This is a genomic window from Cryomorphaceae bacterium, assembly GCA_017798125.1.
GTDB lineage: Bacteria > Bacteroidota > Bacteroidia > Flavobacteriales > ECT2AJA-044 > ECT2AJA-044.
The window spans coordinates 1,350,043-1,367,291 of sequence record CP059070.1 but is presented as its reverse complement, the minus strand read 5'-3'; the positions used below and the strand labels follow the sequence as shown (position 1 = coordinate 1,367,291).

Annotated in this window: 13 protein-coding genes and 1 tRNA gene; 9 read left to right on the top strand and 5 right to left on the bottom strand. The window is 51.6% G+C overall.

Going from position 1 to position 17,249, the window contains the following annotated elements:
- Window positions 1-49: 49 nt before the first annotated feature.
- The 3 genes from HZ996_05760 to HZ996_05750 all read right to left on the bottom strand — a co-directional run bounded on the left by HZ996_05760 (window position 50) and on the right by HZ996_05750 (window position 3,743).
- Entirely contained in the window at window positions 50-1,009 is a 960-nt protein-coding gene (locus HZ996_05760) for a hypothetical protein (GenBank protein ID QTN38678.1), read from the bottom strand.
- 282 nt (window positions 1,010-1,291) lie between these two features.
- Window positions 1,292-2,266, bottom strand: coding sequence for a hypothetical protein (locus HZ996_05755; protein ID QTN38677.1), 975 nt, complete (start codon window positions 2,264-2,266; stop codon window positions 1,292-1,294).
- Between the two features lie 79 nt (window positions 2,267-2,345).
- Window positions 2,346-3,743 carry a T9SS type A sorting domain-containing protein gene (locus HZ996_05750; protein QTN38676.1) on the bottom strand — a complete coding sequence of 466 codons (1,398 nt, stop codon included), beginning with the start codon at window positions 3,741-3,743 and terminating at the stop codon, window positions 2,346-2,348.
- 196 nt (window positions 3,744-3,939) lie between these two features.
- On the opposite strand from HZ996_05750, the gene HZ996_05745 reads away from it, so the two are divergent.
- Window positions 3,940-4,014, top strand: a tRNA-Val gene (locus tag HZ996_05745).
- 221 nt (window positions 4,015-4,235) lie between these two features.
- The gene (locus HZ996_05740; protein ID QTN38675.1) at window positions 4,236-4,781 is read left to right on the top strand and encodes a hypothetical protein; all 546 of its coding nucleotides are present in this window, start codon (window positions 4,236-4,238) and stop codon (window positions 4,779-4,781) included.
- Between the two features lie 70 nt (window positions 4,782-4,851).
- On the opposite strand, the gene HZ996_05735 is transcribed toward HZ996_05740, so the two are convergent.
- Together HZ996_05735 and HZ996_05730 are read right to left on the bottom strand one after the other, a co-directional pair.
- Window positions 4,852-5,502: a response regulator transcription factor gene (locus tag HZ996_05735; GenBank protein QTN38674.1), complete on the bottom strand. Its 651-nt coding sequence runs from the start codon at window positions 5,500-5,502 to the stop codon at window positions 4,852-4,854.
- Window positions 5,495-7,426: a tetratricopeptide repeat protein gene (locus tag HZ996_05730; GenBank protein ID QTN38673.1), complete on the bottom strand. Its 1,932-nt coding sequence runs from the start codon at window positions 7,424-7,426 to the stop codon at window positions 5,495-5,497. Before HZ996_05730 ends, HZ996_05735 begins: the two co-directional genes overlap by 8 nt.
- A 171-nt stretch (window positions 7,427-7,597) precedes the next feature.
- On the opposite strand from HZ996_05730, the gene HZ996_05725 reads away from it, so the two are divergent.
- The 7 genes from HZ996_05725 to HZ996_05695 all read left to right on the top strand — a co-directional run bounded on the left by HZ996_05725 (window position 7,598) and on the right by HZ996_05695 (window position 17,241).
- The gene (locus tag HZ996_05725; GenBank protein QTN38672.1) at window positions 7,598-11,350 is read left to right on the top strand and encodes a BamA/TamA family outer membrane protein; all 3,753 of its coding nucleotides are present in this window, start codon (window positions 7,598-7,600) and stop codon (window positions 11,348-11,350) included.
- A gap of 10 nt (window positions 11,351-11,360) precedes the next feature.
- Window positions 11,361-12,638, top strand: a complete 1,278-nt coding sequence (locus HZ996_05720) for a hypothetical protein (GenBank protein QTN38671.1) — start codon at window positions 11,361-11,363, stop codon at window positions 12,636-12,638.
- Window positions 12,639-12,767: 129 nt separating this feature from the next.
- Window positions 12,768-13,688: a hypothetical protein gene (locus HZ996_05715; protein ID QTN38670.1), complete on the top strand. Its 921-nt coding sequence runs from the start codon at window positions 12,768-12,770 to the stop codon at window positions 13,686-13,688.
- A gap of 75 nt (window positions 13,689-13,763) precedes the next feature.
- Window positions 13,764-14,408 (top strand): hypothetical protein, encoded by a 645-nt coding sequence (locus tag HZ996_05710; GenBank protein ID QTN38669.1) that lies wholly within the window; start codon window positions 13,764-13,766, stop codon window positions 14,406-14,408.
- A 41-nt stretch (window positions 14,409-14,449) separates the two neighbouring features.
- On the top strand, window positions 14,450-14,890 hold the full coding sequence (locus HZ996_05705; protein ID QTN38668.1) for a hypothetical protein: 441 nt from the start codon (window positions 14,450-14,452) through the stop codon (window positions 14,888-14,890).
- A gap of 36 nt (window positions 14,891-14,926) precedes the next feature.
- Window positions 14,927-15,835, top strand: coding sequence for a prolyl oligopeptidase family serine peptidase (locus tag HZ996_05700; GenBank protein QTN38667.1), 909 nt, complete (start codon window positions 14,927-14,929; stop codon window positions 15,833-15,835).
- Window positions 15,835-17,241: an META domain-containing protein gene (locus tag HZ996_05695; protein ID QTN38666.1), complete on the top strand. Its 1,407-nt coding sequence runs from the start codon at window positions 15,835-15,837 to the stop codon at window positions 17,239-17,241. Before HZ996_05700 ends, HZ996_05695 begins: the two co-directional genes overlap by 1 nt.
- Window positions 17,242-17,249 lie beyond the last annotated feature (8 nt).

Here is a 17,249-nt window from a genome sequence, read left to right as displayed (position 1 = left end):
GGGTAGGTTTTAGACCTACAATCTACTCAATTTGCCCCGATTCGCCTGCTTAGCAGTCGTCCTCCTTATCGCGTTCGTAGGTCAATTGGACTACGTCATCGAACCAATTGTTCCAGGAGTTCAACTGATCTGCAGCATCCGCTCCAAAGGGCCCGGAAGCGACTTGAAGCTTGACCGCTCCATTTTCGGCACCCATCATCAAGTACTTCTCGACGTAGTAAATCCCTCCGAAATCGTAGTCGATTTGCATGTACGTCTCTGGCCATAATGCTGTAATGGTTCCCGTGGCGACTTCTACGCTATCCACATATACATGAACTCGAGAGCCCTGTTTATAGTCACTGACAGCATGAGCGCCCGGAGCGAAGTGATTGCCCAAACGGCTCGAGTACTGATGGCCCGTAATCACATTCCAAAGAGACTTCGTGGTTCCGCCCATTTCAACTTCTCTGAAGAAGAAGGGCGTGGCGCCTTGATTGGCCAATTCCATAGGATTGAGAAAATCCACTTCATCCAGCCAAGCCGATCCATTCCCCCCGTTCACGTAACGAAAACCCACGACCGAGTCACCGGCCACAGCGAGGCCCTGAATCACCACGATCAATTCGTTCTTCCGCGTGTGCTTATTGTAGTATCGGGCCAAACGAGGTAAGCCCAGGTCGATGGGCTTGGCATCGGGATACTCGGAAGTATTGATGTACATCAAGGACGTACCATTGCGAGTTTCTTCCTTGGTCGGCAGCCGGTCCGTCACGACCTTCACGGAGCTCAAGTCCGACACGTCCACCGGTGGAAACCCGGTTAAGTTATCTGGACAATACCATCCGCCGTAGGAGTGATGCTCTGGTCGCTCCACATCGGACATAGGGTCCATATAGGCGGCCTCTGTCGCTTCAGGCGCATCCGTCTCTGAACTTTGAGTCGATTCGGTGGCCGGCGTATCTGGACTGCTGCAACTGGCGAGTGAACAGAAGGCAGCGAACGTAAGGAGTAAGTAAACTTTTTTCATGGTTGAGGTTTTGATGGTGGCAATGTAGAAGAATTCCACGCAATCGAATCCTAACCAATTGTTAAGGAGAATCTTAACGATTGTTAATGCGTCGTTTTTAGAGGGAGGAGCGGTGGGGAAAGCCAAGCACAGCGAACCAAGCAATGTGAGAGATCGAGGCGTTCGCTGTGCAGGCGTGTGTTCATGACCGTTGAAGGTATAGCTTCAACTTCTATAGTAAAGATCTGGAACACACAGCACACCGACGATAAGCCCGGTTGCAAAAACGATCACTGACGTTTCCTACTCGTCCATTGGGTTGTTTCCTTCGGGGTCATTGTTCCCGAATAATCTCCTTCTAAAGCGGAACAGCAGGTATGCAAAGAGGACTCCGAATAGTCCAATGATGAATTCAGCTCCATCGTCAATTACTGAAGTCACAATCTTATCTAAGGCGTCCCAAAGGCTGGTAATGTAATTGACGCGTACTTCAACGTCCAAGGTTCGAGTACTGATGGGAACCGATGCACCGGAGCAGTCGTCCTTTTCGTATATCTCCGCAGTAACCGATATTCTCAGAAGGCCACGCTTCAGCGGTTTGAGATTAAAATTATCATTTGCTCCATTCTTGGTCAGGCGTATACAACTGGATTGTTGCTCTTGGCCATTCGTCGACAAAACAAAATCAGGAGCATCGATGGTGACCCGAACATAGTTCCCTATAGAGGCATCAATAGGTTTCCAGGCCTCAACCTGACCGGGCAAATCTTCCGGCACGTGGTCGATTTCTGGAATAAAAATGTTCCAGGAAACCACCAGATGATCACTCTTGGCCAGAGCAGAATCACACTTTACTTCAATGAGGTAGTTTTGCGCTATTTCTTCAATGGTCCTTTGGGGTTTTGCAGCTGGCGTAGCTCCATCGGGATGACCAAAATCAATATCCACACCCCATTCGCCGTCCCCTGTTCCTGCGCTCAATCCAACCGTACTTCGATGGTCAGCCTCAATCGCCCTTAGTTCTTCACGGATGAAAGGATCGTCCCAGTCAATTTCAAGGTTTCTAACCTCTGGTTCTTCGGGCTCTGTAGATTCCATCGGAGGTTCGGGCGCTGATACTTCAAGAACAGGTTCTAATTCTTCTTCGTCTATGGACTCATCAACAGAAGACTCTGTGGTTTCTGTGGCAGTATCGGGCGAAACGGACTTTTCTCCGGCATTGTTACAACCGAGCAACAGGAGAATTGAGAAGACGGATAGAATGGATAAAAGGCGCATAAGACGTGGTTTTGGTCGCTAGGGTGTTTCATGACCGCGCCAATGCCTCCTCCAAAATACTCAAAATCGCAGAGCTGGACTAGTTCACTATCTGGAAACGCTTGGACACCCTGTGTTTTTCAAACCGCAGAAAGTAGGTTCCCGCGGCCCATTGGGACACATCGATCTGTACAGAATGTTTCGTTGCGGAAGATTCGGAAGATGAATACACCTCGTGACCGAGTGCATCCACGATGATGAAGTTTTGAGGAAAGGGAACATCGACCCGTAAGGTCTGATGCGCCGGATTAGGGTAAAGCTCGATTTTGGGCTGATGCGCTTCGGACACCGAAATAAGGTTGGCGTAATCGTACAATTGAAAAGTACCGGTATCCGCGGAGGCGCTGCCAAGAGCCAACATCTGGTTACTCATAGCCGCCGACCAAATATCTTGGTTTGAGGTGTTCGGAAGTACCGGGATTCCGGCAGGCTGCCAATCCCATCCGTTGTATTGATACACCTGGACCGCGGAGTCGCTGCGCACAACAAGTGTATAGTCATCGGGCATTTGAAAACCCCATCCAGCTTGACTCGTCAACAGGCCACCAACGACGTCAGAACCCCTTTGCATCCAAACTTGACCATTCCAGTCAAAGACCCGGACAGCGCCTTGATTGGCGCCTCCGGCATCATGCCCCATGGCACCAATGGCAATGGTATTGTCATCGGGCATCCAGAGATCGCTCCCGAATCGGTCGCCCGGTGCATCGCCCTCCATGGGCAAACCACGAGGATGCCAGTCATTTCCGGTCCAATAAAACACAAAGACCTTTCCTCTACGTCCGTCAAAACCATTTGCGGCAATGGCCAATCGATTTGCGCTGGGCATGAAGACGCGGGAACCGAACATCGAATGGCTGTGGTTTGGGTTCACCGGATTGCCCTTCGTGTTCCACTGAGTCCCATCCCATTCGTAAACGGTGGTGAACGTGGCCGGAAATTGCGGGTGGGAAGGTTCGGCCACGACTACCGTGTTGGCATCGGCCATGTGCCAAACAGTGGCTCCAGGGACTGGAACGGGGCGCTCGACCCATTCCGATCCTTGGTAGTCATAAACGACGACCTGAAGTCCTGAAGGAGTTCGGCGCGATACGCCTAGGGTATTCTCGTCCACTAGAATGTGGCTGAGATTCCGATGCTGCCCGACGAGTACGGAGTCAATGGCACCGCCTTTGGGCACAAGGTCAAACCCGTTCCACTCAAAGACACGGACCGTCCCACTCGGCGCCAAGTTGGACGGACCTCCGTGTACAAGGGGTGCACTGTGATAGGAATACCCGATGGCCCAGGTATTTTGAGCTACACTGATGTGGCACCCCGGCTTGCCGAACAACTGCGGCGTAGAGACCAAGGGAATCCCAGTGGGTATTTGAGCTAAAGCGCTCGAGTAAAGAACCAGCAAAAGGGCGCAGACCAATGGTTGTTTCATGACCTTCATGGCGGCTAGATGTTGGATGTGAAAGCAAGTTGCCAAATGATGAGTCGAATGGCGTTCACGATTGTGCCAATCTTCACCCAGACCGTGACACATGTGTTCATCAACTTTTTTTCACCTAAGTGTTGCTTAGTCTCAAGAAGGTGGTATATTTGCACTCCGATTTTAACGGGTCCCCGTCAACGATCTTTAAAATATTGGGCAATTAGCTCAGCTGGTTCAGAGCACCTCGTTTACACCGAGGGGGTCGGGAGTTCGAATCTCTCATTGCCCACAACATTTAAACCCGTCTTCACGAAGTGAGGACGGGTTTTCTTTTTTCGGGCCGTCAGAAGCTTGCTTCTGTAAGGTCAGGGAAAAGAAAACCCGTAACGCTGCGCAGCAGCGAACGGGTTTAAATGCTGTAAAGGCCCCCACCCGATCAACCCTTCGCGTGCGAAGGGGTAATCTCAAATCCCCTTTATCCATCACTAGAAAATTGGTAATTTTCAAATTGTGAAAGGGATGACACTCCTATACCTTTTGATTCTTGGGTTCACCATTCAAGGACAAACCTACTTTACACTGGACTCGACGGAGAGTCATGTGAGGTACATTCAAGCATTTTTGGACAAAGATGGAGGAGCCATTATTCATGAATTTAAGATCTCGCAACCTGTGGAGTGGTCCTTGGATAAAATGGAAACCGTAACTCTTGAGTACAGAAGACCCGATCGAAGAGCATTCCGACCGACAACAAGAACGGAATTGACCGTGCCAATAACATTCAACTCATGCAATGAAGCGCTCTATGTTCATAAAAGCTACTACAACCGCAAGGCAAATGCTTTTTTATGGATTGGAGGATATTTCCTTTTAGGAAGTGCAGTGATAGGCGCTAAAGCTCTTAGGTTTAATTCAGGTGAAGGAACTCCTTATGCCACGATCTTTGGTGTTTCTGCTATAAGCGGCGGCTTGATAGGCCTAGCCATTTTGACGCCTGGAATTGTCATCAAAATAAACAGGAAGAAAAGAGAAAAGTCTCTTGTTTGCCCGGATTAGAGGATAGACTGGAATCCAAACTCCATCGTGCCATAGCTGCCGAAAGCCCATCGCGCCGTAGGCGCTAAGGTCAAATAATCCCAACCCGCTTGGCGTAGGCCACCGCCTCCACCTTGTTGTGTACCTGGAGCTTGCCGTAGATGTTTTCGATGTGCTTGCGCACCGTGTAGGGAGAGATGGTGAGGGATTCCGCAATGTCGGAATAGACCTTTCCCAGCGCGAGCTGTTCCAAGACCTCTTGCTCACGCTTGCTGATGGACACTTCCTCTTCTTCAACCGGAGCCTCAACAACACCCGTTCTCAAAAGCCGGAGTGCCTTAGCGGCGATGGTCGGACTCATTGGAGCTCCCCCTTCGGCCAACTCATCAAGGGCTTCTTTAAGTTTTTGAGGGTGAATGTCCTTGAGCACATAACCATCAGCCCCCGCGCGAATGGCTTGAAAAACACTGTCGTCATCCTCCAGCACGGTCACAATGAGGACACGACCCACAAATCCCGAAGACTTTAGACGAAGCGTGGCCTCTACCCCATTCATATGGGGCATCTCCAAATCCATCAGCACCACATCGATATCCAGTCCTTCCAAATCACGCAAAGCTTGACGCCCATCACTGGATTCCCCCAAGACCTCAAGTCCGGAGAAGAAACTCAGCTTTTCACGGAGCACTTGCCGCTGTCGCGGCTGATCATCGACAATCCACAAGCGCAAAGACTCACTCATGATAGCTCATTTCAATAGTCGTTCCCGACCCAATCTCACTTTCCAGGGCATAAGACAGTCCATGGCGATCGGCGCGACGCTGCATTCCTTCTAAACCAGAACCTCGAGCCACCGCGGCGGGATCAAACCCTGAACCGTCATCTGAAACCCGAAAAGAGATTTTTTCGGCGATGGCAATGGAAACCGAAATATGCTGAGCCGAGGCGTACTTTAAAGCGTTGTTCAGCGCCTCCTGAGTCATGCGGTAGATGGCCAGACCTACTGCCTGCGGCAGGATGCGCGCCTCGCCTTCATGTGCAAATTCCACCCGGGTGGCCCCCAAGCCTTCGGGCAGGCGACGAACCCCTTGCTCCAGGCGGGTTAAAAGTTCTTGAGAGTTGAGCTGGTCTCGGTTCATGGCCCATACGGTGTTGCGCAGATCATCAACACTTTCTTGAGCCACCGCGGACATTTCCTCGAGCCTACCGGCCACCTCGGTTCCCGGCTGATCCCGCATCTGAAGGGCAAAACTCAAATTTTGTAGTGCACTGCTCAAGAAGCTCAGTTGAGAGCCGACATTATCGTGCAGGTCTTGAGAGATTCCCTGACGTTGATCGGTCAATTGCTGCTCAAATCCGCTTTTCATCAACTGCTCCTTGACCTCTTGTTCCGCCCGCTCTCGGCGCTGTCGTTCGCGGCTCCGTCTCCAAACCGCAGCCGCACCAATTCCGCCAAGAATCAGCGAAGCGGCCAAGAGCAAGAGCAGATTGTTCCGTCGTTGAACCTCGAGCTCTGCTCGAGTCCGCGCTTCCTGCTCTTCGGCCAAGGCGATCTTAGCCTCTGCGGTCTGGAAGCGTTCCTGGAATTCAATGACCTGTTCTTCCCTTTCTTCGTTCCGTAGGGTGTTGTACAAGTTGAAGGCCCGCTCATAGGCCGGTGCAGCCACCTCTGACTCTCCTTGTTCCGTAGCCAGATCTCCCAATCGATAATATACCTCCCATTGCTCCGAAACAGCCCCTTTCCGCTCGGCTACTGCAGCGCATTCCTTCATCAGTCGATACGCTTCGGCATCCTGTCCTTTGAGGTGCAGTTGCCAGGCCAGCGGATTGAGGTGTTGAATGAGTCGGACCGAATCTTCCAATGCTCGGTCAATGTCCACAGCAGCCCGGTAAGCCCATATCGCTGAATCGACGTCTTCCCTCATTTGATAGGCATTCCCTAAGTTGCCGTAGACAGTAGCCTTACCCCGTTCATCACCCACCGTATCCTTGGCCATCAAAGCCAAGCGACTGTAGTATAAGGAGCTGTCTATTTGGTTAATCTCGGCATAATAGAACCCCAAATTGCTGAGGGCCGCACTGAGCCCATATCCATCGGCCAGCTCGAGTCGAAGGGCATAGCTCTGTCGAAGGACTTGAATAGCTTCTTCGTACCGGAACTCTCCGGCGTAGATGAGGCTTATGTTGTTCAAATTGTTGGCCTGTCCAGGTAAGTATTCGATTTCGCGAAAGAGCGCCAAGGAAGCCTCATAGGCCGCCACAGCTTCATCGTAGTGGCCGCGATTCCAGTGGATCAGCCCAATATTGTTCCCAATACTCGCCTGCATTTTCAGGTCTCCGGCCGAGTCCGCAAGCGCAAAGGCTTCTTCATAAACCGCCATAGCCGCTGAGTCCTGACCCGCGATATCATAGAGAATACCTTTTACGTTGATGCCTCGAATGAGAAGTGGTTCATTCTCAATGGCTCGAACGCTGTCGAGGGCTTCATCAATGGCCAGAAAGGCCGAGTCGAGGTTGGTTCGACTCATGCGATAGGCCTGTTGGATGTACCCGAGGACGCGGATGGAATCCTCTTCGGATGTGGCGCATCGGCCCGTAGGGCCAGAAAGAACCAGGAAACCAATGGCTAGTAGCCAAAATTTCATTTGGGAGGCAAGTCGTTTCATGACTTTTTAAAAATAGTAAACTGAACCAACTCCATTTGTGGCGAAATCTGCGAAAAGGTTAAGGCTTATGCGATTTTTGATTGGCGGGTGAACGAAAATAGAAAGTCCTTTGTCTCAAATTATCAGTAGTTTGTATGTCGCAACCTGCCCTTTTAGTCGCAATTTTGCATGATGCCTAGACCTAAACGATACCAGCGCGCGGTCCTCTGGATGTCCTTTATCCTTCTGACCTCCTGCGCTACCTACAAGACCCAAATCGCCAAGAATGTGGCGCCTCAATCCGAACCGCTGGAAGAGGTGGCCTACCGCATGTTCCTCGTCGGGGATGCGGGATACGTGGGCAAAGACTCTTCGAACCCCACCCTAGATTTATTGGAACGCCGCTTAAATCAAGCCGGCTCGGAGAGTAGCGTGATCTTTTTAGGAGATAATATTTACCCCAAAGGACTGCCGGGAAAAAGCCATGATGAAGCCCGAGAAAAAGCGGAGGTGGCCTTGAATCGACAACTCGAAACCCTCCGAAACTACGAGGGTCTACCCTTCTTTGTCCCTGGAAACCACGATTGGGGGCGCGGCCTCGATGCGGTTCAACGACAGGAAAAGTACGTGAACAAGTACATCAACGAAGAATTCAAAGGCGTTGAGGACAAAAAGGAATACGAGACGTATTTCTATCCGGAGAATGGATGTGGTGGTCCGGAGATCGTGGAGATCAACGACCAACTGGTTATTGTCTTTGTGGACTCGGAATGGTGGCTACAAGACTGGGATTACGAGCCCGAGATCAACGACGGCTGTGATGCCAAGAGCCGCAAGGCCTTCATCTTCCAATTCGAAGAAGTCCTCAGGAAGCATCGCCATAAAAATGTGATCATCGCTGCCCACCACCCCATTGATAGCTATGGCTCGCACGGGGGTCAGTACTCAGCCAAGACACACCTGTTCCCCTTGACCGAACTGAACCCCAACCTGTGGATTCCCTTCCCGGTGATCGGCTCTATTGCCGCCTACCTCCGCTCCACTTTTGGAACGCGTGAAGACCTCAGTAGTGGGTACTACCGAGCCTATCGAAACGCCGTCTTGGCCGGAGCTCAGAAGAACGGGGAGTTCATTTTTGTATCGGGCCACGAGCACAACCTTCAGTATGTCAACTACGAAGGGCAGCACCAAGTTGTCAGTGGCGCCGGCTCCAAGCTGGAAGGAACGCGCTTGAAAGGAAATGCTCAATTCACCGCCTCCCAACCAGGTTTTGCAGAATTAGAGATTGATCGTCAAGGACAGGTCCGCCTGGTTTTCTGGAGCTCCTCACAGCCCGATACCCCACTATTCTCGAAGCAACTCAAGGGGCCACTGGAACTGATTCCAGAAAACGCACCCGAGACCTTCGAAGAGTACCCCATTGAAGAGCCTACCTTCACCGGCCCGGCAGTCACCTATGACCTACCCAAAGCCACGCCCATGCGGGACTTCTGGATGGGTGAGCACTACCGCGACCTATACGCCAAGGAGTACACCTTCCCCAGAATTGATTTGGATACCGCCTACGGCGGGATGTCTGTGCTCAAGCGCGGAGGGGGAAATCAGACTAACTCCCTTCGACTGGCCGATGCGCAAAACCGTCAATGGAGCATGCGCTCGCTCTCCAAAGACGCCACGCGCCTCTTGCCCTACCCCTTCAACAAAACCACAGCGGCCGAGGGACTCATCATCGACAACTTTCTGTCCACCCATCCTTTTGGTGCCCTGGCGGTGCCCACTCTGGCAGACGCAGCACAAGTCTACCACACCAATCCGGAGATCTACTACGTGCCTCAACAGCCGGCCATGGGCATGTACAACCGCGGTTTTGGTGGAGAAGTCTACCTCTTGGAGGAGCGTCCGCATAAATCATGGAGCGAACTGGCTTCGATCGGAAGTCCTGAGGACGCTATCAGCACTCCTGATGTGGTCGTCGAAACCACGGAAGACCATAAGAAGTACATCGATCAGCATTGGGCGGTGCGCTCCCGCCTTTTTGACCTCGTCATTGGAGACTGGGATCGGCACGATGATCAGTGGCGATGGGTGGAACTCGAAGATTCAACCGGTAGAAAGTTTTATCGCCCCGTACCTAGGGATCGCGATCAAGCCTTCTCCAAATACGACGGTGTCGTTACCGGCATTGCACGCCTCTTCCCATCCGGATTCTTGCACCAACTCCGACCGTACAGCGATGAAATCGCCGACGTTCGTTGGGCGGGCTGGAGCGCACGCTATTTTGATCGCTCCTTTACCAACGAACTGGAATGGTCCGATTGGGAGCAAGAAGCAACCTATATCCAAACACACCTCACGGACTCCATCATCGACGCGGCCTTTGCTGCTTGGCCTGCTGAGGCACAAGACGAAAGCGTAGAAGAGATTAAGGGACATTTACGGGCCCGCCGAAACAATGTTGTGGACATTGCGCAAGAACTCTACACGTATTTGGCCTCGGAGATCGATGTCATTGGATCGGACGCGAAGGATCGGTTCGACATCATTTTTGAATCGAAAGACACCGTCCTGGTTCAAGTCTGGGACACCAATGGCGATGCGGATCAGCAGCGACTGCTGAAACAGCGTCGTATTTACGCCAGCGAAACCAAAGAAGTCCACATCTACGCGATGGGGGATGATGACCACTTCATCGTAAGTGGAACGCCGGGTAAAAAGATCAAGTTCCGTCTTGTTGGCGGCTTAGGTGAAGACCGCTACGTGGCCCCAGAAGTGCTGAAGGGACGCGGCGATATTTTGGTCTACGACGAAAAAGGCGGAAAAGATGATATTGAGTCTAAGGTATACCGCGATCGTCGTAGTGTGAAACGCGAACTGAATCAGTACGACCGCCGCGCCTACCACTACGAATACGACATCCTTTTCCCGCTCCCCTTGGTGGCCTACAACCCTGATCAAGGATTGGTCTTAGGGGTCAACGCGAGCTGGACGCGCTACACCTTCAAGAAATCTCCCTTTGGGCAACTTCATCGCCTGAAAGCCAGCTACGGCTTTGCCACGAATTCACCTGAAATCAGTTATCGAGGGCTCTTCGTTGAAGCTTTGGGGAACAGTGATTTTGTCCTGAACGCCCTTTGGCGTGGGGACCGATTTGCCACCAACTATTTTGGGCTTGGGAACAACACCGAGAACACCCGAAACATCAACTACTACCGGGTCAACCAAAGCGTATTCCGATTGAATCCTGCCCTTCAGCGCAGAGCTGCCGACGACCGGGTGCGTTGGGATATTGGCCCCACTTTTTGGTGGGTAGATACGGAAGAACCTGAGGACGGATTCATCTCCTCGGACGATACTGATTTAGACCCCGAAGTCTTTGAACCAAAGCAGTTCATTGGAGCGCGAACGCAACTGGTGTATGATGGTCGTGACAACTTCCTGTATCCGACAAAAGGAGCGCGTTTGAACGTCACGGCAGAATGGAATGCCAACGTCATCAACGGAAACCAAACTTTGAACTACGGGGCAGACTTGTCTTTGATCTTCACCTTGGATGCACAGAAGCGTTTGCAGTACGCCACGCGATTGGGCTACGCAGGTGTTGCGGGAACCTATGAGTTCTTCTTGGCCCCAAGCCTGGGTGAAAACCACGGATTACGCGGCTATAGATTTGACCGCTTCAGAGGAGAAAACCGCTTCTATCACCGCAATGATTTGCGCTTGAAGCTGATCAACTCCTCCAACAAAACCGTCCCCTTCTCTGCAGGGCTCTTTGGTGGATTCGACTACGGCCGCGTTTGGCTTGAAAGCGAATCTTCGGACCGCTGGCACGCGGGATACGGTGGTGGCCTTTGGATGGCCCCTGTCGACTTCTTCGTCATTACGGCGGGAACCTTCTTCTCACCAGAAGGAAGTCGGTTTTATGTTAATTTTAAGTACCCTCTTTGACCCTATAGATATGGAAGCTTCCACTGAAACCATAGAAAAGATCGACTATGCGAGTAAAATGCAGCTCCGCGCCAGCGCGGTGTTGCGTAAACACGATCGAGAACTCACCTATCACAATATCGCCTTCTACAACCGCATGATCACGCATTGTGAGATCATCGGAGAGCACTTTGGGCTGACTGAAGATGAGTTTGACGACTTATTTGTTGCCGTTTGGACCATTGCCATTTGCTACAACGAAGTCATTTCCAAGTCACTTGAGGAAGAGTTCGAAGGGACCATTGGGCCAAAACGAGTGGCGGTCGCACGAAAGGAACTAGAGGCTATCAACTTTCCGGAGGAGCGCATGGAGACCATTCTCCACTTTGTCGCCTTCCGAATAACGGCACCAAAATCACGCATTGAGCTGGTGTACTCCGATGCCAACCTACGGGACATTTCTACCGGTGGGCGGGACACCCTTAAAGCTTTCTACCAAGAGCTCCTGCTGCGCGATGTAAAAATCAGCCAAAAGAGTTGGTACGATTTCTTACTCGAAACCATGGACTCCTATGGGTGTCGCACCGGATACGGAGAACAGTACATCATGCCGGTCATTCGTTCGATGAAGGCCGAGATTGAGGAGGAGCGCAAGGACCTGGAAAAACAGGAACACCTCATCCTTAAAAAGGAGTTGGAGATCAGTTCAAAAGAGCTCAAATCGCTCAAGAAGAACCTGACCAAACTCAAAACGCGGGATGCGCGGGGTGTTCAGACCTTGTTCCGAAACCTGTCCAAAAACCACTACACCCTGACGCAGATGGTGGACCGAAAGGCCAACATCATGATCACGGTAAACTCCATCATTTTGTCTTTGGTCATTGGTGGGGTATTTGGCACCAACATTGCCGAAAACGGCATGAGCGTTTGGCCCGTTGTCGTTTTAGCTAGTACGAGCATTGTCAGCATCCTCTTCGCCATCAACGCCATTCGTCCGAACCGGACGCAGGGAGAGTTTAATGAAGAACAGATTCGCCACAAGCAAGGAAACCCCCTCTACTTCGGAAACTTCCACAACATGACTCCGCGCGATTATGAGTGGGCTATGCTTCAGATCTTGAATGACGCCGACTATATGTACAGTGCCATGATTCGCGATGTGTACTTCTTAGGACAGTCCATTCACCGCAAGCACCAGAAGATCCGAGTTTCCTTGAACGTCTTTATCATTGGATTCGTACTGGCCTTTGCACTGGCATTGATGCACGCCATTATGCGCGGAACACTGGCCAACACCATTGCTCTGTGATTTCTCCATAATGGACTCCGCAGTTTTTGGCGAAAAACGCAAATCTGAGCAGGGCGCCGCGGAATTCCGTTGTGTCTGCCGAAGAGAAGCCTTCACCTTTGAAGCATCAAACCAAGTAAATGGATGCTCATGAAAACGCTTCGACACCTAACCGCCTTTCTTTTCTGCCTCGTATTGGGAAATACCCTTTGGGCTCAAGACTACGTTGACCTGCTCAAGTTTCGCTATGAAAGCACACCGCTCAACGGCTATGAGGGCGTGGAAGGCGGAAACGCACGGATCGATGAATTCACGCTGGACGCGACCGTTCCCGTAGTACTCAACGATCGGGTCGCCTTGATTACCGGATTCATTGGGGAGTCCTTGAGCTCCAAGTTTACCCCCAACGACACCAATGTGACTCAGGTCTTCGGCACCACATTGAAGCTTGGGCTGAACGTGCAGCACAACGATCGTCTTTCCATTCAATACGTGTTGTTGCCCAAGATCTCCTCGGATTTTATTGAGATTGGAAGCGACGATATACAGCTGGGCGGGGTTGTCTTGGCCAAGTACGCCAAAAACGACTACTTCAAGTGGAAGTACGGACTCTACTACAACGGAGAGCTCTTCGGCGCCTTCTTTGTGCCCCTGTTCGGATTCTACTACCACCGCCCTGGCAGTCCATGGGAGTTTGACATTACTCTGCCTTTGGCGGCCAACGCCAACTACGCCTTCAATCAAAAATGGAGTGCGGGAGCCCACTTTGGCGCCTTTGTCCGAACCTATAACTTGAACAAACCCTTCTTCACCGAACAGGGCGAGTACCTGCAGAAAAACAACCAAGAGCTCTACTTCTACGGGCGATTTGAGCCGGTGAAGAATGTCCTCCTGGAAGCCGGAGCCGGTTTTACGGTAGGGCGTCGCTTTGGCATCTACGATGAGGAAGACCGCGTACGCTTTGGCGTGTCGGCCTTCATGTTTGGAGATGAGCGCCCTGAGCCGGCGAATCCAAACATCAAAGACGGCATGATATTCAGCCTTCGCGCCGTTTATCGGTACCCCTTATAACCAGTCGCCCCTCAGAACGTACCGGTCACCGGGTCGATGGATGGAGCATCGGCCCGCAAGGGCCAAATTAGCCGTATGAAATTACATGCGGCTTTTTCTTTTCTAACTCTTTTGTCTTTATCCGTGATGGGCCAATCGCCTGTGGGGCTGTGGTCTGTATTCAGTGTAGAGCTTGCCGACCAACAAATGACTCCACAGGCGAAATGGTCCCAAATTTATCCAGACGGTCGCTACCTCGATGGCAACGGCTGGCAACAACACCACACCGGTCATTGGGTCGTTGACGAAGGTTCGGGTACGCTACGCATGATCGCCGATCAAGGTCCGGTGGACAATCAGGCACCCTTTCAATTGACGTTCCGAGGCGACACAATGGTTTGGCAGCGAATGGAAGAAAATATGCCGTTGACGGTCAAGTGGTTGCCCATCGAGGAATTGCCCTTAGCTCCGCGCGATCTCCTTCAGGGCCTGTGGGCGATTGAAGGCACCGAAGACGAGCTCTTCATTCGCTGGGATGATCGCTACGTCTGGACGCGTGACGGGGTACGCCATCAGGGCTACTACATCGGTGATGGGCATCGGCCTGAGGTGACCTTGCTCCCCTTCGACTCCTCGGAGGAGCCGAGCTCTTGGATGATTGTGGAGGAAGGAGAAGCTTTGGTCCTACGGACCGATGAGGCCGAACTGCGCCTGGTGAAACTTTCTTCCTGGAGGGATTAAACCATCGGCCCGCAGGGCCATCTATCTTAAAAAACAATCCCATGAAATCGAAACACATCTTTGCCGTGCTCTTCTCCTTTTTGGCACTTGGTGTTTTTGCGCAAGGTCCTGGTGGACAACAGCGCATGAGCCCGGAAGAGCGCGAAGCCGCCATGCGTGCGGAAATGGAAAAAACTATTCTGACCTTGGAACTCAACGAGGAGCAGGCCGCTCAATTTCGCGAGATCAACGAGCGCTATGGCGCCAAGGGAAAAGAACTGCGTGATCAGATTCGATCCGGGGAGATTCCGCGAGAGGAAAGTCGTGATTACATGATGGATTTAATGCTGGAACGGGACGATGAAATTCGCGAGATTCTGGAAAAACCACAATGGAAAGCATACAAGAAGATGCAACGTGAACGCCAAGAGCAGATGATGCAGCGCCGCGGTGGCCCTGGCGGAGGCGGTCCAGGTGGTCCTCCGGGAGGTGGTGGATTTTAAGCACCGCACGTAAAGAGAATTTGTACCTTTTGTTCCATGCAAAAGGAAATCTTCAAGGGCCTTTTGGCCCTTTTTTGGTGCGCCTCTTTAGGCGTTCAAGCTCAAGAGCCCTCTGTTGTTCACGGCGAAATAAACTACTATCCCGACTTCGAATCAGATATTGTGGAATCAAGGCCTCTAGCGGTCTGGACGCCGCCCGGGTACCAACCCGGCACGGAGTATCCGGTCATCTTCATGTACGATGGTCAAATGCTCTTCGATGCTTCAACCACATGGAACAAAAAAGCCTGGGATGTGGATGACGTTTTTGGTCAGGCCATTATCGACAGTATCCTTCCTCCTGCACTGGTTGTTGGCCTTTGGAACATATCGGAAATTCGATATCAGGAGTACTTTCCCGAAGGCGCTTTTGACAATATTCCGACGGAAATCTCAGACGAAATCCGAAATGTTGGAATGAATGGAGAATGGCCTCTTTCCGATGACTACCTAGAGTATGTTGTGGATGAAATCCTTCCCTTTGTCGAGGAGAATTTTAGCGTTAACCCATCGCAATTTTACATCATGGGGTCATCCATGGGTGGACTCATGAGTATGTACGCTCTATGCGAGTACCCGGAAACCTTTCAAGCAGCCGCTTGCGTTTCGCCTCATTTCCTAGGAGTTTTCAGCTACATCCCCGAGGTGACCGGCGGGTTTGTTGAATACATGAAGGAGCGCTTACCGGAAACCACCGACAGTACTCGCATCTACATGGACTACGGTGACCAGACCTTGGACTCGCTTTATGCGCCAGCACAAGCGCGGGTAGACTCTTTAATGATTGAGTTGGGTTGGCCTTCGGCCCGATGGACCACAGAGTTTTTCCCCGGAGCTGCTCATGACGAAGTGAGTTGGAAGGCACGATTGATGACCCCCCTCACGTTTTTACTAAAACCTGAATGATGAAGCGCCTACTTTATATTTCCGCAGTATCGGCCTTGAGTATTCTATCCTCCTGCAATGGCCCCCAAGAAACGGCTAGTGCAACGGCGACTCTTGAGGGCACGGTCGTTTATCGGGAGCGAATCATGCTTCCTGAAGATGCCAGAGTCATTGTGCAGTTGGTCGACGCGAACCGTATGGACGTCGCTGCACTCGTTTTGGCCTCGGATACTTTTTCCGCTTCTGCACCGCCCATGGCCTTCTCCCTAACCTACGATCCAGCTCGGATTAAAGAGGGACTTCGATATGAGCTCAATGCGCGCATCGAGCATCAGGGCAAACTTAAAATGATCAATGATGCTTCATCGGTTGCTCGCTTTGACGGGAGCTCGCATGAAGTTTTGGTCCGCAGTTCTGCTGTTCCATCCTATAGCTCCTACATTCCCTCAGACTTTCAGGCTCAGGGAAACGAGCCGTATTGGAAATTAACCCTTGACTTTGAACGCGGCCTGATGCTGCATCGCATGGATATGGAACCGATCTCTACGCCCATGCCTGAGCGCACGTTCGATTCAGAGACCAGAGAACTTGTTCTGGATGCGCGAACCGAATCCCATCACTTGGTCGTGCGGATTGCCGAAGAAAACTGTCAGGATACCATGGCCGACGAAAGCTATCCATATACCGTCTCTGTGGTGGTGGACGATGACCTCCGCTACTCGGGTTGTGGTTATTTGATGGACGAGACACTCTCCTTAAAAGGGAATTGGGTGCTGACCGACATGGCCGAAGGAGACCTCAGCTCAGCGCCGAAAACGCCTTCCTTAAGTATGGACATGCTCTTTGGACGGTATTCCGCTACCGACGGCTGCAATGGTATTGGGGGTGAGCTATCCATGAAACCTTCCACTCTACTGTTCAAGCCTGGATTCAGTACAGAAATGTACTGCGGCAATGACTTTGATGTCCAGTTTGCCAAGTTGTTTTTAGATGTGGACGGCTATCAAATTGTTGGAGAAGAACTCCAGTTATTCCGCGAGAATACGCGTGTTCTGACCTACAAGCCTGAACCCCTGGGCTTGGACCGCGTCGAACGCGATCTACACGATATTTGGGCCGTGTACTCCATCGGAAACACACCCATACCAAGGGGAATCGAAGCTCCGCGAATCGAATTCTATCCGGCAGAAGGCCGCGTCAGCGGATACACCAGTTGCAACCACTTCAACGGAGGCATGGAAAGCGACATTGGAAAAGTTCGCTTCGATGAGCGTATGGCCGTAACCAAACGCTACTGCGAAGGATCCGTAGAAAAGACATTCTTAACGGCAATTTCACAGGTGAGCGCCTATCGGCGCGATGGCCAACAGTTATTTTTGTTGGATGAATCTGGGAAAACCGTCCTCTCCCTTCAAAAAACGGATTAAACGCTACT

Excerpts from the sequence above, each read along its gene's own strand:
- HZ996_05760 (QTN38678.1), bottom strand. The coding sequence starts at position 1,009 with ATGAAAAAAGTTTACTTACTCCTTACGTTCGCTGCCTTCTGTTCACTC.
- HZ996_05755 (QTN38677.1), bottom strand. The coding sequence starts at position 2,266 with ATGCGCCTTTTATCCATTCTATCCGTCTTCTCAATTCTCCTGTTGCTC.
- HZ996_05750 (QTN38676.1), bottom strand. The coding sequence starts at position 3,743 with ATGAAGGTCATGAAACAACCATTGGTCTGCGCCCTTTTGCTGGTTCTT.
- HZ996_05735 (QTN38674.1), bottom strand. The coding sequence starts at position 5,502 with ATGAGTGAGTCTTTGCGCTTGTGGATTGTCGATGATCAGCCGCGACAG.
- HZ996_05730 (QTN38673.1), bottom strand. The coding sequence starts at position 7,426 with ATGAAACGACTTGCCTCCCAAATGAAATTTTGGCTACTAGCCATTGGT.
- HZ996_05725 (QTN38672.1), top strand. The coding sequence starts at position 7,598 with ATGCCTAGACCTAAACGATACCAGCGCGCGGTCCTCTGGATGTCCTTT.
- HZ996_05720 (QTN38671.1), top strand. The coding sequence starts at position 11,361 with ATGGAAGCTTCCACTGAAACCATAGAAAAGATCGACTATGCGAGTAAA.
- HZ996_05715 (QTN38670.1), top strand. The coding sequence starts at position 12,768 with ATGAAAACGCTTCGACACCTAACCGCCTTTCTTTTCTGCCTCGTATTG.
- HZ996_05710 (QTN38669.1), top strand. The coding sequence starts at position 13,764 with ATGAAATTACATGCGGCTTTTTCTTTTCTAACTCTTTTGTCTTTATCC.
- HZ996_05705 (QTN38668.1), top strand. The coding sequence starts at position 14,450 with ATGAAATCGAAACACATCTTTGCCGTGCTCTTCTCCTTTTTGGCACTT.
- HZ996_05700 (QTN38667.1), top strand. The coding sequence starts at position 14,927 with ATGCAAAAGGAAATCTTCAAGGGCCTTTTGGCCCTTTTTTGGTGCGCC.
- HZ996_05695 (QTN38666.1), top strand. The coding sequence starts at position 15,835 with ATGAAGCGCCTACTTTATATTTCCGCAGTATCGGCCTTGAGTATTCTA.